The sequence below is a fragment of the Pseudomonas sp. NPDC007930 genome (assembly GCF_042958985.1).
Taxonomy (GTDB): Bacteria; Pseudomonadota; Gammaproteobacteria; order Pseudomonadales; family Pseudomonadaceae; genus Aquipseudomonas.
Genome location: NZ_JBIBKC010000002.1, coordinates 100,971 through 115,693, shown reverse-complemented (window position 1 = coordinate 115,693; position 14,723 = coordinate 100,971). Strand labels below are relative to the sequence as shown.

General features: G+C 61.8%; 8 protein-coding genes. 1 reads left to right on the top strand and 7 read right to left on the bottom strand.

The window, feature by feature from the left end; translation table 11 throughout:
• Positions 1-38 precede the first annotated feature (38 nt).
• The 6 genes from ACFZCE_RS04910 to ACFZCE_RS04885 all read right to left on the bottom strand — a co-directional run bounded on the left by ACFZCE_RS04910 (position 39) and on the right by ACFZCE_RS04885 (position 7,522).
• Positions 39-2,261 carry a polysaccharide biosynthesis tyrosine autokinase gene (locus ACFZCE_RS04910; protein ID WP_390936620.1) on the bottom strand — a complete coding sequence of 741 codons (2,223 nt, stop codon included), beginning with the start codon at positions 2,259-2,261 and terminating at the stop codon, positions 39-41.
• A gap of 1 nt (position 2,262) precedes the next feature.
• Positions 2,263-2,775 (bottom strand): polysaccharide biosynthesis/export family protein, encoded by a 513-nt coding sequence (locus tag ACFZCE_RS04905; RefSeq protein ID WP_390936618.1) that lies wholly within the window; start codon positions 2,773-2,775, stop codon positions 2,263-2,265.
• 22 nt (positions 2,776-2,797) lie between these two features.
• A complete protein-coding gene (locus ACFZCE_RS04900) occupies positions 2,798-3,949 on the bottom strand; it encodes an outer membrane beta-barrel protein (RefSeq protein WP_390936616.1) in 1,152 nt (383 codons plus the stop codon).
• 112 nt (positions 3,950-4,061) lie between these two features.
• Positions 4,062-4,961 carry a GDP-mannose 4,6-dehydratase gene (locus ACFZCE_RS04895; RefSeq protein WP_390936614.1) on the bottom strand — a complete coding sequence of 300 codons (900 nt, stop codon included), beginning with the start codon at positions 4,959-4,961 and terminating at the stop codon, positions 4,062-4,064.
• The gene (gene gmd, locus ACFZCE_RS04890; RefSeq protein ID WP_390936613.1) at positions 4,961-5,992 is read right to left on the bottom strand and encodes a GDP-mannose 4,6-dehydratase; all 1,032 of its coding nucleotides are present in this window, start codon (positions 5,990-5,992) and stop codon (positions 4,961-4,963) included. The genes ACFZCE_RS04895 and gmd overlap by 1 nt, the downstream gene beginning before the upstream one ends.
• 513 nt (positions 5,993-6,505) lie before the next feature.
• On the bottom strand, positions 6,506-7,522 hold the full coding sequence (locus ACFZCE_RS04885; protein ID WP_390936611.1) for a zinc-binding dehydrogenase: 1,017 nt from the start codon (positions 7,520-7,522) through the stop codon (positions 6,506-6,508).
• Positions 7,523-7,712: 190 nt separating this feature from the next.
• On the opposite strand from ACFZCE_RS04885, the gene ACFZCE_RS04880 reads away from it, so the two are divergent.
• Positions 7,713-8,627, top strand: coding sequence for a LysR substrate-binding domain-containing protein (locus ACFZCE_RS04880; RefSeq protein WP_390936610.1), 915 nt, complete (start codon positions 7,713-7,715; stop codon positions 8,625-8,627).
• Positions 8,628-8,790: 163 nt separating this feature from the next.
• Here ACFZCE_RS04880 and ACFZCE_RS04875 read toward each other — a convergent pair whose 3' ends face one another.
• Positions 8,791-13,914 (bottom strand): RecQ family ATP-dependent DNA helicase, encoded by a 5,124-nt coding sequence (locus ACFZCE_RS04875; RefSeq protein ID WP_390937484.1) that lies wholly within the window; start codon positions 13,912-13,914, stop codon positions 8,791-8,793.
• Positions 13,915-14,723 lie beyond the last annotated feature (809 nt).

The following is a 14,723-nucleotide window of genomic DNA, read 5'->3' as shown; positions in this document are numbered from 1 at the left end:
CCGTGCCGGGCGAGAAGCCGGAAGGCGTTACGAAGGGCTTATTGCGCCGGCGCTGCCGGCAGGTAGTCGTAGTAGTGGTCGCGGCGCTGGCCAGGCTCCGGGCGGGCGACCTGGTTGAGCACCACACCCACCACCGGCGCGCCGGCCTGCATCAGTTGGCCGAGGGTCTTGCGCACCTGCGGCAGGCTGGTGGCCTCGGACTTGACCACGTAGATCACCGAGTCGGCCGAGCTGCACAGCAGCGCGGCGTCACTCACCGACTGGCTGGCCGGAGAATCGAGGATCACCCGGTCGTAGTGCTGGCCGGCCCATTGCAGGAAGCTTTGCATGCGCGCGCCAGCCAGCAGTTCCTGCGGGTTGTACGGCACGGTACCGGCGCACACCACGTCCAGCGCGCCAAGGCTCTGGATGCAGGCACTGACCCCGGCGCGGTCGGCGAGCAGCTCGGCCAGCCCTGGGTGGTGAGCATCCAGCCCAAGGTTGTGGGCCACTTTCGGCCGGCGCAGGTCGGCTTCGATCAGCAGCACCCGCTCCATCCGCGCCAGCGCGCCAGCGAGGTTGATCGCCAGGGTGGTCTTGCCTTCGGCCGGGGTGGTCGAGGTCATCAGCAGCACTTTGCGCCGCTGCGGTTCGTCGTTCAGCAACACACTGGTGCGCAGGGTACGCACTGCTTCGCTGAACGCCGCGTCGTCGTTGCGCTCGTACTGGCGGTGGATCCGCGCGCGGTTGCGCCGCTTGAGCAGCGGCACCACGCTGAGCACCGGCATTTGCAGCTGGCGTTCCACATCCAGGCTGCTCTTGAAGCTGTTGTTGAACGCTTCGCGGGCCAGCGCCAGGGCGCAACCGGCGACCAGCGCGAGGAAGGTCGCCAGGGCCACCAGCACCGCCTTGCGCGGGGTGTTCGGGTGCAGCGGGGCGATGGCCGGGTCGACGATGCGCGCGTTACCGGCGGCAAGGTCGGCGGTGGCCATGGTTTCGCGCAGCTTGGTCATGAAGGTGTTGTACACCTCACGGTTGCTGTCGACGTCGCGCTGCAGCTCACGCAGGGTGAATTCCTTGCGCGAGATGTCCTGGATCTCTTGCTTGTTGCTGTTGAACGAGGCGCGCAGGGCGTTCTCGTTGTCTTGCGCCAACTGGTAGTTGTGCTGCAAGCCGGCGACCACCTGGCTCACCTGGGTGCGCAGGCTCGACTGCGCCGCGGCCAGCTCGGAGCGGGCGGCGACCAGTTTCGGGTGCTTGGGCCCATAGCGCTGGCTGAGTTCGTCTACCTGCGCCTGGGCAGTGGCGACCACGCCCTGGAACTGCTGGATCACCGGGTTGTTGATCACCGCCGGCACGCTGGAGAGGTCCAGCGCGCCGCCCTTGGCCAGCAAGCCCTGCACTTGGCGGTACTGGCTCTGGGCGTCGGCGCGCTCACGGCGGGCGTCGACCAGGCGGTCGCTGGTGCGCGCCAGTTCATTGGCGGTGATGGTGGTCACCCCGCCCACGTCGACCAGGCCCTGGCCGTCGCGGTAGGCCTGCAGCTTGCTTTCAGACTGCTGCAGTTGGGTGCGCAGCTCGACCATGCGCGTGTTCATCCAGCGCGAGGCGGTGATCGAGTCTTGCTCGGAAGCCTGCTGGCGGCTGTCGAGGTAGCCCTGGGCCAAGGCGTTGGCGGCGCGCGCGGCGGTTTCGCGGTCGGCAAGGGTCACGCCGATGCTGACCAGGTGGCTTTTGCCAACCACGGTCACGCTGGTGTGCCCACGCAGGGTCATCACCGCGCTGTCGAAGGCTTCCTGGTCGGTGTAGTTCAGCTGTTGCTGCCAGGTGCTGGGGAACCAGGTCGGGTGCCAGTCGGCCAACTGCGCCTTGATGCTGGCGAAGCGCGAGTGGATCTGCCGCGGGTCCAGCTCCGGGTGGGTCGCCAGGTTCAGTTCGCGCACGGCGCGTTCGGCCACTTCGCGGCTCTGGATCAAGCCCATCTGGGTTTGCAGGTAGTCGCTGTTCGGGTCTGGCGCGTCTGGGGTTTGCTGGAAGGTGATCACCGTGTTGCCCTTGGGCTCGATCACCAGGGTGGTGACCGCCTTGTAGGCCGGGGTCATGCTCAGCGCGTACAACGAAGCCAGCGTGGCGCCGACCAGCACCAGGGCGAGGATCATCCCCTTGCGCTGCCAGAGGGTGCGCCACAGCTTGCGCGAATCCAGCGCGTCGCGTTCTTCCAGCGGCATCGCCTGCCACGGGGCGAGGTGGCCGCTGTTGTTGCGAATGGTGAGCTCGTTCATGTCAAAAGAACCCCTGCTCGATGGTAATGGTGTCGCCCGGCTCGACCGGCGTGCCGAGTTGCGCGGGGGCCTGGTGGCCGCCACGGTTGATGGTGATGCGCTTGGTCGAGGCACGCTCGGTGAGCCCGCCGGCCAGGGCGATGGCGCGGTCCATGGTCAGCCCCGGCTTGTACGGGTAGCCGCCTGGCAGCTTGACCTCGCCGGCGATGTAGAACGGCCGGTACTCGGCCACGCTGACGCTGACTTTCGGGTCTTTCAGGTAGCCGTTGCTGAGCCCCGCGGTGATCTGCCGCTCGATTTCCGCCGGGGTACGCCCCAGGGCATCGATGCTGCCCAGGAACGGGAACGAGAACGTACCGGCGTCGTTGAGCTTGACCTGGTCATCGGTCAGGTCGGGCTCACCGAGCACGTAGATCTTGATCACATCCCCGGAATTGAGCCGGTACTGGGGTTCGGCCTGCACCTGCAGGGCACCGAACATAAGCAGCAGGAACACCAATGTGCGCATCGCCATGGCCGCATCTCCTTCGCACGTATCAAAGGCTCAGCTTGAGGCTGAGCAGGTAAATGTTGCGGGTGTAGTCTTCAGTGTTGACGTTGGAATCGTTGTCCCAACGCTGGTAACCCAGGGTCACGTCGGCCCAGCGCGTGGCGGTGTAGATCAACTCCGCGCCGGCCACGTTGAGGCGGTCTTCGCGCCCGCCGGTGCCGAGGTAGTCGCGGCTGGCGTGGCGGTAGCTGACGTCGGTGGCGAAGAACGCCGACCAGGTGTGCCGCCAGCCCAAGCGGCTGCTGGTCACGTGCACGGTGCTGGCGCCGTCGTCGCCCTCGTCGAAGCTGCGCCGCAGGTTGACCGAGAACACCGAGTAGGTGCGTGGCTTGTAGTCCATGCCCACTTCCCAGGTGCCGCTGCCGTAGTCGTTGCTGGCCGAGCTGTCGAAGTCCTTGCGCTCGTAGCCCACCCGCGCGGTGCCGCTGAGCTTGGCGCTGACGTCGCGGTCGATACCCACCAGCAGGCGTTGGCTCTTGCTGTTGCGCAGGTTGTCGTCGAGGTAGTCGTAGTCGCCGTAGCTGGCCTCGACCAGGCCGCGGGTGCTGCCACCGATGCGGTGGAACCAGGTGCCGGTGACCACGCTGGTGTTGCGGTCCTTGTCATCGTTCAGGCCGCCGCCGTTGCGGTAGCGGGTTTGCTGGTACGAGGTGGCCAATTCCAGCTGGTTCGCCGCGCTGAGGGCACCGAAGGCGTACTTCAAGCGGCCACCGCGCTGGGTGTACTTGTCGTTTTCGTCGGGGCTGGCGGTGTCGGCGGTTTCTTCGGCGCGGCGGTAGTTCAGCGACGCGTCGAGGCGGTTGCGCGAATCGAACGCCCAGGCCGCGCGGCCCACGGCGTCATGGTCGATGTGGTTGGCGTTGCTGGCACCCAGGTAGGTCTGGCTGTCGGCGGAATATTCCAGCTGGTAGGCGCTGTTGCGGCTTTCGCGGGTGAACAGGAAGGTCGGCTTGATCGAGGTGATCCAGGCCGAGTCCTTGTCGCGGTCTAGTGCGCGGAAGTTGTCGTCATAGCGCTCGCCGACTTCCAGGGTGGGGGTGAAGTCCACTGGGCCCAGTTCCATCTTTTGCGCGTCGACGGCCCACGCGCTTAGCGGCCAGGGCGTGAGCGCCAGCCAGGTCATCCAATTCTTGGTCATAGGTGTCCCACTGCGGTGGTCGAGAGTGCCAAAGTGGCGAAAAGGGCCCACAGCCGAGCACCGGGCGCGCAACTCGCGCGCCCGGCACCGCGGCTATAACGCCTGGGCTACATCAAAGGTCGGTACCGAGCATCCACTGCAAGGTGTCGCGCAGCGGCGGCGTGCTCCAGCCGGGCGCCAGGCCCAGCAGCTTGCGGTTGTCGCCGGTGAGGGTTTTCACCTCGTTGGCGCGTACAAAGGCCGGGTTGACCCGCACTTCCATGCGGTGCCCACTCAACGCCTCGCACAGCGCCAGCACCTGGCGCAGCGTGTGGCTTTGCCCGGAGCTGACGTTCACCGTGTGCCCGGCCGGGCACTGCGCGACCAGGTGCCGGTAAGCCGCCACCACCGCGCGCACATCGGAAAAGTCCCGGGCCACATCCAGGTTGCCCAGTTCGATCAGCTCGGCGCGCTGGCGCACATGGGCGACGATCTTCGGCAGCAGGAACTGCTCGCCCTGCCCTACCCCGGTGTAATTGAACGGCCGGGTGATCACCAGCGGCAAGCGCGAGGTGAACAGCCCCGCCACGTACTCGCCGGCAAGCTTGCTCACCGCGTAGTCGTTGGCCGGCTGCACCGGGCTGTGCTCATCGAGCAGCCCTTCCTGGGCGTTGCCGTACACGTTGGCGCTGCTGGCCAGCAGCACACAGCGTGGCGGCTGCGCGGCGCTGGCCAAGGCCTCGAGCAGGTAGCGGGTGCCGATCAGGTTGACCTGGTAGAAACTGGCCGGGTCGCCATGGCCGACAAAAGCCTGGGCCGCAAGGTGGATCACCACCTGCGGGCTGACCTGCGCCACCGCTTCGCGCAGGCTCGCGGCATCGAGCAAATCCGCCTGCAGCACCTGCTGGCCATCGCCGCCGCGGCTGCTCAGCCCGAACACCTGGTAACCGTGCGCGGCCATTTCCTGGGCCATGTAGCGGCCGGTAAAGCCCTGGATACCGGTAATCAACACGCGCGGTTGTGAGTGTGCCATCAGAACGAGAACCCCTTGTCGTTTCGGCGCAGGTCAGCTTCGACCATCATCGCGCATAGACTTTCCAGCGAGGTTTTCGGTTCCCAGCCCAGCACTTCACGGGCCTTGGCCGGGTCGCCGATGAGCAGCTCGACTTCCGCCGGGCGATAGAATTTCGGGTTGATCTTCACCAGCACCTTGCCGGTGCTGGCGCAGCGGCCCTGCTCCTGTTCGTCCTTGCCAGCCCACTCCAGGGCAATGCCGGCGGCCTTGAAGGCCATGGTGACAAAGTCACGCACGGTCTCGGTGCGGTTGGTGGCCAGCACGAAGGTGTCGGGCGCGTCGGCCTGCAGCATGCGCCACATGCCTTCTACATATTCCTGGGCAAAGCCCCAGTCGCGCTTGGCGTCGAGGTTGCCCAGCTCGAGCACCTCGAGCTTGCCGAGTTTGATCTTGGCCACGCTGTCGGTGATCTTGCGGGTCACGAACTCACGGCCGCGCAGCGGCGACTCGTGGTTGAAGAGGATGCCGCTGGTGGCGAACAGCCCATAGGATTCGCGGTAGTTGATGGTCATCCAGTGGGCGTACAACTTGGCCACGCCATAGGGGCTGCGCGGGTAGAACGGCGTGGTCTCGGTTTGCGGGATGGCCTGCACCTTGCCGAACATCTCCGAGGTCGACGCCTGGTAGAAGCGCACCTTGGGGTTGACGATGCGGATCGCTTCCAACAGGTTGACCGCGCCAATGCCGGTGATCTCGGCGGTGGCGATCGGTTGATCGAACGACACGCCAACGAAACTTTGCGCCGCCAGGTTGTACACCTCGGTGGCGCCGGTGTTCTGCAGCAGGCGAATGCTGGCCGAGAGGTCGGTCAGGTCATATTCGACCAGCTCGAGGTTGGGGTGGTTGGCCACGCCCAGTTCTTCGAGGCGCCAGAAGTTCACCGAACTGGTACGGCGGTAGGTGCCGTAAACGGTGTAGCCCTTTTCCAAGAGCAATTGCGTCAGGTACGCGCCGTCTTGGCCGGTGATGCCGGTCACGATCGCTTTCATATAAGGCTCCAGAGATCCGTGGGGTGAACGACAACCTCCGCAACGCTCTTCTTTCCATTGGCGTTTAGGCGGGTATAGCCGTCTGGGGCAGGTAGCCCCTGGGCACGCTACCGCCCCAAGATTTGGCGTGAGCTTCTTGAGGACGCAACGTGGAATGTGGAAACAAGTCTTTCAGCCAGCAACCTGGGCAGGCAACGCACCAGGCCGGGCCGCAAGGGGCGGCCCTGGAGAAGTTCGGGCAGCCGCGCCGCCCGATTGTCATTGCACCGCTCTGATGCGGCGGTGGCAACCAAGGGCGATACTGGTGGAGGAAGCGAAAGGCAGCAAGGGGCTGTGCAAGGGGGCCGATAAAATAATTTCAAGGCCCTTGAAGGCGGGTAAAAAGCATTTTAAAACAATGAGTTAATCAAAAACGCAAATGGCGTCAATAATCGGTGGGCCCTTGCGGCACACAGCCCATTGACGCCATATTTCAGGCACTTTCAGCAGCGCCGTTAAACCGGCGAAAACCCGTCAGACTTGCAACGCCACCCGGCCCACGCAGGGGCATTCGTCCATGTAGCGGTGCGCCTCGACCACCTGGTCGAAACCGAAAACCCTCGGGGTAGACGGCGACAAAACGCGGTCGGCGGTGAGCTGGTTGATCTGCACCAGGGCCTTTTGCACCGCCGCGGTGTCTTGCGGGATGCCCAGCTCTGGCTTGCCGGTGAAGTTGCACAGGCAATGCAGGTGCAACTGCAGGCTTTTCTGGAAGGCCGCGCAGGCGGGCAGCGCGGTTTGGTTACCGCCTTGCAGGCCGCCGTACAGCACCAGGCTGCCGCGCGGCGCCATGACGTCGCCCAGCACCGCCATTTGCGGGCCGCCGAGGCCGTCGAAGACCATGTTCACGCCACGGCCGTCGGTGTACTTGGCCACCTGGCTGACCAGGTCTTGCTCTTCGGTGACGATCACCTTGTCGGCGCCCAGGGCGGCCACGGCGTCGCGCTGGGAGGCGTCTTTGGCCAGGGCGATGACCTTGACCCCGAGGGCCTTGCCCATTTGCACGAAGGCCGGGCCGGCGCAGTAGGCCGCGCAGGTCACCAGCGCCACTTGGCCGGCCTGGGCACGGGCCAGCTCGGTGTAGCCGAACCAGGCCATCATCAGCGGGGTGTAGTGCACCGCCGCCTGTTCGGGGGTGAGGATGTCGGGGTAGCGGGTCAGGCACGCCTCGGGCAGCACGATCACTTCACCGTAGACCGGGTGCTCGTTGGCGCTGCTGGCCGGGAAGCTGGCGACCTTGTCGCCGGCCTTGAAGGCGCTCACGCCCTCGCCCACCGCGCTGACCACGCCGGCCATTTCATGGCCCAGGCCGGCCGGCAGGCGCGCTTGCGACGGCGCCAGGTTCTGCCGCCAGAGTACGTCGAACCAGGTCACGCCGATGGCTTCTACCCGCACCTGCACCTCGCCGGGCGCAGGCAACGGAGCCTCATGCTCTTCGCATTTGAGGACTTCGGCCGGGCCGAACTTATGGAACCGAATTGTGCGGGACATCACGAACCTCGTTTAATGACCTCTAATGACTTGCAGATTATCCGGGCTTTGCCGGTAGCACCATGGGGGGCTATTAATAGTCACCATGCCTGGCATTGATCGGCCGGCGTGGCGATATTGTTGTGCAGGTTAACAGCTTTTGGCCTTACTATTCGACGGCCCAGCCCTTACCACCACGCCAGAGCCCCCGATGAACCGCAATGACCTGCGCCGCGTCGACCTCAACCTGCTGATCGTATTCGAAACGCTGATGCACGAACGCAGCGTGACCCGCGCCGCGGAAAAACTCTTTCTCGGCCAGCCGGCGATCAGCGCGGCGTTGTCGCGCCTGCGCACGCTGTTCGATGACCCGCTCTTCGTGCGCACCGGGCGCAGCATGGAGCCCACCGCCCGCGCCATGGAAATCGGCCAGCTGCTGTCGCCAGCGCTGGACTCGATCTCCACCGCCGTGAGCCGCGCCGCGGAATTCGACCCGGCCACCAGCACCGCGGTGTTCCGCATCGGGCTGTCTGACGACGTTGAGTTCGCCCTGCTGCCGCAGTTGCTCAAGCGCCTGCGCGCCGAGGCGCCGGGCATCGTGCTGGTGGTGCGCCGCACCAACTACATCCTGATGCCGGCGCTGCTCGCCTCCGGGGAAATTTCCGTGGGCGTGAGCTACACCGCCGAACTGCCAGCCAACGCCAAGCGCAAGGTGCTGCGCCGCTCCAAGCCGGTGCTGCTGCGCGCCGACAGCATCCCTGGCAGCATCGGCCTCGATGATTTCTGCAGCCGCCCCCACGCGCTGGTGTCGTTCGCTGGCGACCTCTCCGGGTTCATCGACGAAGAACTGGAAAAAATCGGCCGCCAGCGCCACGTGGTGCTGGCCGTGCCGCAGTTCAACGGCCTCGGCACCCTGCTCGCCGGCACCGACATCATCGCCACCGTGCCCGACTACACCGCCGAAAGCCTGATCGCCGCCGGCGGCCTGCGCGCCCAGGACGTGCCGGTGCCGGTGCGCACCTTCGAGATGCACATGGCCTGGCGCGGCTCGCAGGATAACGACCCGGCGGAGCGTTGGTTGCGGTCGCGGTTGCAGATGTTTTTTGGGGATCCGGACAGCCTTTAGAGGCTTCGCGCATGCGTGGTAGCTGAGCATTTCTGCGTTTTTCTACCCTCGAATCGCTATTGACTCCCAGCTAATTGCGACATTTTGGACATATTTAAGGGCATGCTTTGGCTGGTTTGAAAAGGATGCCCCAACCGAAGATTCTCGTTCGTTGAAACCCCAACTACCATCTCCCTCTCGGCACGACCACTTCCCAGCGATCACACTTATTCAAATCCCTAAATTGCTCTTCACCATCCTCGGCAAACCGCACCACGACGGCAGCGACTTCGCATTGATCGAAGCCGATCTGTGGTTGGAATGACTTGGCGGTTCGCCCTACCACATTGCCTTGGCTGTCGACTAGCTGATAGCGACCAGCCTCTTCCTTCAGCGTCAGGGGATCTCCCTCGCGAAGCGCCGTAACCGCCGTGTGTATCCGGGCATGCGGTGACTGGCGACCGGCGAAACCAATATCGATTTCCTTCAGCGTGAGTTGCTGAAAGCGCACGTCGAACTCCGCAATAGGTTGCCCCTGAAATTCCTGCTGCTGAATATGCCTCATCAGGCTGAGACTAAATGGATTGCCGTCAGCGAATTCACACAAGGTCAGGGTCTGTTCAGCTCGCGTCATCCCAACGTAATACAAACGTCGCTCATCGGCGAGGGTATCGACCTGAGCGCTCCAACCGCCATCCAGCAGAACGACATGGCGGAACTCCAGCCCTTTGGCCGAGTGCACAGTGCCAAGACAGAGGCCTTCCTTCGGCTGCTGGCGCAATTCACGGGCGTAGTCGTACAGCCAGTCGATCATTGCACCACTGCCAAGTTGGCAGTCGCCCAACTCTCCTCGCATTTGCTCAAAGGCCGTCTGGAAAAAACGCTTCCACTCGGCTTCCACCAGTTGATTACTACTCGACAAACGCTGCCATGCGTCAGCAGCGCACACAGCGCCTTTGATCTCTCGCAGAGAGTCAGTTGCAGTAACAAAGCTGCGCTGCCGAGTAATGGGTAACGCCGTTTCCTTGTCTGCCGCCAGGAAATAAGGAATATCGTGCTGCTCGCACCAAGCCTGGATTGGCCACAGATAGCGGTGCGTCCGAGCTAGAACCGCACAGCCGGTCCAACTCCCTGGCTCAAGCTTCACTATCCGCTCCAACTCCACCATGGACGCCTGAGCCTGCAGATTACCGCGCTCACGGTCGCTCGGGTCGATCAGCAATCTCAGTACTCGGCCTTTGCGTTGCTCATCTTGCTCTTCCCAAAGCCCGCCGGCAGGCAGCCCCTGCCGAGCCTTGTCGATCCGGATGGGGTTGGCTTCTTTTAGTCGAGCCGAGTTCTGGCCAATGAGCTGGTTGGCCGCCTCAATAATGCGGAGGGAAGAACGGTAGTTATCGACCAAGAAGCTGGTAGACGCCTCATAGTCTTCGCGGAAGCGTTCGATATAACGATTGTTGGTATCGCGCCAGGCATAGATGTTCTGGTCATCATCGCCTACCGCCAGGATGCACAAGCGGCCATCCTCTTCCGCGTGCCGCCCGGCTAGAGCACTGACCAGGCGGTATTGCAGATCATCGATATCCTGATATTCGTCGACCAGGATATAACGGTATCCGCGCAGTAACTGCTCGCGGAGGTCGTTCTCGCCCTCAATACTGTGCCTACCTTCCAGCAACTCGACGGCATCGCTTAAAACCTGCCTGAGAGCGCGCTCCTCGACCGTCGCGCCTCGTCCGAAACGGGTTCCGGTCAAACGCATGGCCATGCTGTGATAAGTCAGAACGCTAACGCCATAGGCATCGCCCCCGACCAGGGCCAACAGCCGTTTGCGGATCTCGTTCGCCGCATGGCGGTTGAAGGTCAACGCCACAATGCTGGTCGCTGGTACTCGCCGCACTCGCAGCAGGTAAGCGATGCGATGTACGATCACACGTGTCTTGCCGGAGCCCGGTCCTGCCAGCACTAGCCTATTGATGTCATCATCGTCGGCGACAATCAGTTTCTGAGTGGTGCTCAGCGACTCAATGATCGATTTCCATGAATCCTCGCTGGTCGCCAGCTTGAGTACCTCCTCCCGCCCATTGAAATGCTGCTTGATGAACGCCTGCTTGGAGTCGGTGAAGTAATCCAGCACGAGGCGCAACGCCTCAGCCATTTCCTTCAGCGCCACTTCCGCATACTCACGCATTACATGAACCTGAATACGCTTCTCGCGGTAGTGCTCGTCGAGTCGCAAGTAGTCCTCCTTGAGGAAGGTCTTGCGCTTGTCTTCCTTCTTGACCTCGATGGTCATAGCCCGGCGCATGACCGTCATGCCGTGGTTGAGGGTCAAAATGTCCTGCCGATGCAAGTAAAGCAGAACATGCTCAATCACCTTACGGCGCCGGGTCGGCGGAATCAGATGTGGCAGTTCGAGGTCACTTTCGATCACCTGGAGCAATTCGCCAAAGCTCGTTTCGACCAGCAGATCCGCGCCACGTAATCCTGCCGGTAGCTTACCGACCAACAGTTCCAGGAACTTGCTCGCCAATACTCGCCGCACGTCACCAAAACCAACGATCTTTGCCCAGGAATGACCACCCTTGATGCGCAGTTTGAGATAGTCACGATTGAGTTGTCTGAGCTCAAAGCTACTGCGCTGCTGATCATCCGCATCATGATCCTGTGCCAGGCTGCGCAACAGCCGAAGCACATGCAGCGGGAGCAGCTCTTCCAGCCCAGTCATGGCCTTTAGTTCAGCGGTCAGTGACGGCAGGTTCAAATCCTGCCAACCGCCCTGTTCGGCGTCCGGCGCCTCCTCAGGCAAACAACGCAGCAAGGCCTTTTCCAACTGCAGGGTGTTCTGCAGGCGCTGACTGGAAGCCCCCGTCACACCATGGCGCACATACAGCGTTATCTGCGAGTCATTAACCAGCAGTCCCATCTCCTCCAACTGCTTGAGGGCGCTGGCAACCTCCTCCGATTCCAGGCTGGTCAACTGCATCAATTGGTCCGTGTTCACCCGCTCATCAGGATCGGCGCCGTAGAGAAAGCGCAGAATAGACCTGAACTCAGCCAACCGACGTTGCGGCAATTCGGCCCTCAGCAGACGTTTCTCGGCCTCTTCCTCGCTGACATCCAGCCGGGCTGGGAAAATCTGCGTATGGTTTTCTTCACGTTTGAGGTAATTACCACGCTCCAGCCAAGCAACCGCCGTAACGACCTTGGTTTCTGCATCACGTTCATCCGCGGAGAAGCTGGTTTCAACGTTATCGTCTAACAGGATTTCGCCCGCCGTGATGATCAGCTTGCCCCCCTTGCGTCGACTGCTCTCGTTACGCAACTTGCGCAGGATCTGCTGGATGTCACGGATGCTGAGCTTCGAGCGCTCGCTCATGCCGAACTGGGTTTCGATGTCTTGTGGGTCGTACAACAGCACACAACGCGCTGCGCCCTGATCTCGCCCAGCCCTGCCCGCCTCCTGCAGGTAGTTCTCCAGCGAGCCGGGTATGTCGGCATGAACAACGAGACGGATATCTGCCTTGTCCACGCCCATCCCGAAAGCGTTGGTGGCAACGATAATTTTCAATTGCCCAGCCTTGAAATCGTCCTGAATATCCGTTTTGGTGTTGGGTTCAAGGCCGGCATGGAAGTGTTTGCAAGCCCAGCCTTGGCCAATCAGGAAATCGGACAGCTCTTCAGCACGCTTGCGACTTGAAACGAAGACGGCTGCACCGCCCTCCTGAGCGTCTAGGTGCTCACGCAGCAACCCATCCGTACGCGACCACTTTTCTGCCTGGGTGCAGGGCAGCACGTCAAAATGCAGATTGCTTCGCTCGTGCCCTCCAAGGAAGACTTCAAATTCAATGTCCAGGCTTTCCCTGAAGTGGCTCTGAATATCCGCAAGCACATCGGGCTTGGCCGTTGCGGTAAAACAGCCGATCTGCGCCAGCGGTTGGTCATCGGTGTACTCGCGGATAAAACGGGACACATAAAGGTAGTCTGGGCGAAAGTCGCTGCCCCATTTCGACAAGCAATGCGCCTCATCGAAAATCCACGCACCAACCTGACGCTGACGGATCGCTCGCCGAAAAGCCTTGTTGCGGAACTGCTCGGGCGACACCAGCAAAATGCCGACGTCGCCCATCTGGATCTTCTCCAGTACCTCCGCGCGCTCCGGCATAGTGAGCAGGCCATTCAGGGCTGCGGCGCACTGGACGTTGCGCTCCAGCAGTCCGTCGACCTGATCCTTCATCAGTGACTGCAACGGCGAAACGATGACGCTAAGACTGCCGTTACGATGGAACCGGTTCAATGCCGGCAATTGATAACACAGCGACTTGCCTCCACCGGTCGCCAAGATGGCCAATACGTGCTGGCCACGCATGCCGGCCAGCACGATATCGTGCTGAAGACTCTCCCCTGGCCGGTCGTAGCGAAAATCAGGGAAGCCAAAGTAACGCTTCAATTCGTGGCGTGGGTCATGTGTCATCTGGCAGTACTGACAATCCTCGCGCTCACACGGCACATCACGTAGTTCGGAGATTAGCCGCCCAACCTCTGGAAACTGGTGTCGGACCCAAGGCGCTAACACCGAGTTGCCGCCAGATACCCGGAGCCAGGCCAACACATAGGCCATTGACCAATGCAATTCTTCCCGTTGAAGATCGTCGTTGAGCAATTGTTCCAGTCGTGCCCGGCATACCTTTAAATCCCGCGGTTGCGAAGGGTCCGTCTCTTGCAGCAATTGCGGAACCAGCATTTTGAGCTCGGATGCAGATACCGGTAACTGCCCAGTCAAGGATGCGAAGAAGGCTCCCAAGTCTCCCCTCATACTCGGCGTTAGCAGCGCCTGATAACAGAGAAGCTCCATCTGGTTGGTCTCGTTCAACCGCGTGAAGGCCTGGCGTTGATCCTGAAATAGTACCAACGTCGAGCGGCAGTCGGACAACGGCGAGTTCAAACTGTCACGGACAAGCTTGTAATCCTTGATCAGCCGGTGATACGGGTTTTGTGGAAACGCCAGTGGCGACAAACGCAGAGTATCGATGACCGGCAGAGCATGCAAAGCCATGCCGGGCATATGCTCGCGCAAAATAGGCAGGTCGTGGTCGATAACATTGTGTCCGAGTACGAAGCTCGCCCCCTCGGACAGTGCATCCAACTGCTGCAAGGCTAGGGACGGATTTCCAGAAACTTTCAGCTCCAACTCCGCCCCCGAGTCAGGCCGAAGGGCGCCGACCATCATGATCTGAGCAGATTCATTGCTCTTGGGCGGTACTACCTCAAGATCGAAAATCAGGCCTTTGGGTTGAGGAAGTGGCAACATCAAACGGGCATTCCCTGCTCAGCTATTGCGACAATCATCATTCAAAGCATGAACGATGGAAGTGATGGGCCTCATCATGCCATCAAGCACCGATAAGAGATATCTTGATGCACGCCTACGAGACACTTGGCGCACTGCCCTGGCAACGCGCTGGGGCAAAACCAGACGTTGCCAGCCCAACCACTAGTCAGTCAGGTCCAGCCTCATCCACCCAAAACCAGCCGCCAAAGTATGGGCTGAGAAATCCTGAAAACAAAAAAGCCCTGAATAATCAAGGCTTTAATGTCTAAATGATGGCGGAGGCGTAGGGATTCGAAATTCTACTGACCGCCCTCCAGATCCATTCCGCTATACGGCTAAATCTGTCCATCATGCTTTCTGCTCAATACTGCATTGATGCTGAACAGTGTGGTCAGTTCCTAGTCCCAGCCGAGGCATTGTTCGGCAGGAGGATCATGGCCTCGGCCGGCACGAGCAGTCAGCGAGCAATACCACCCGCGGCGCCGAGTTCAAACTCAACGGCGCCGTCGCCGAAGGCTGGAACATTAGCCGCGGCTATGCCTTCAGCTTGAGCGAAGATGCCGATGGCCAGCGCGCCATGAGCCGCCTCCCCCCCGCTACAGCGTCAAGGCATTCACCACGTATCGCCTGCAGGGGCCATTAGAGGCGTTGACGGTGCGCGGTGGCTTCATCTGGAAAAGCAAGTACGGCCATGAAGGTGAGGGCTACCCGGTACAGCAGGACTAGGTGCTGTTCAACGCCATGGCCCGTTATGAGCTCAACCCTCACTGGTCAGCCGTGCTTACTGC

Coding starts and splice junctions, on each gene's coding strand:
- ACFZCE_RS04910 (WP_390936620.1), bottom strand. CDS start 2,261: ATGAACGAGCTCACCATTCGCAACAACAGCGGCCACCTCGCCCCGTGG.
- ACFZCE_RS04905 (WP_390936618.1), bottom strand. CDS start 2,775: ATGGCGATGCGCACATTGGTGTTCCTGCTGCTTATGTTCGGTGCCCTG.
- ACFZCE_RS04900 (WP_390936616.1), bottom strand. CDS start 3,949: ATGACCAAGAATTGGATGACCTGGCTGGCGCTCACGCCCTGGCCGCTA.
- ACFZCE_RS04895 (WP_390936614.1), bottom strand. CDS start 4,961: ATGGCACACTCACAACCGCGCGTGTTGATTACCGGTATCCAGGGCTTT.
- gmd (WP_390936613.1), bottom strand. CDS start 5,992: ATGAAAGCGATCGTGACCGGCATCACCGGCCAAGACGGCGCGTACCTG.
- ACFZCE_RS04885 (WP_390936611.1), bottom strand. CDS start 7,522: ATGTCCCGCACAATTCGGTTCCATAAGTTCGGCCCGGCCGAAGTCCTC.
- ACFZCE_RS04880 (WP_390936610.1), top strand. CDS start 7,713: ATGAACCGCAATGACCTGCGCCGCGTCGACCTCAACCTGCTGATCGTA.
- ACFZCE_RS04875 (WP_390937484.1), bottom strand. CDS start 13,914: ATGTTGCCACTTCCTCAACCCAAAGGCCTGATTTTCGATCTTGAGGTA.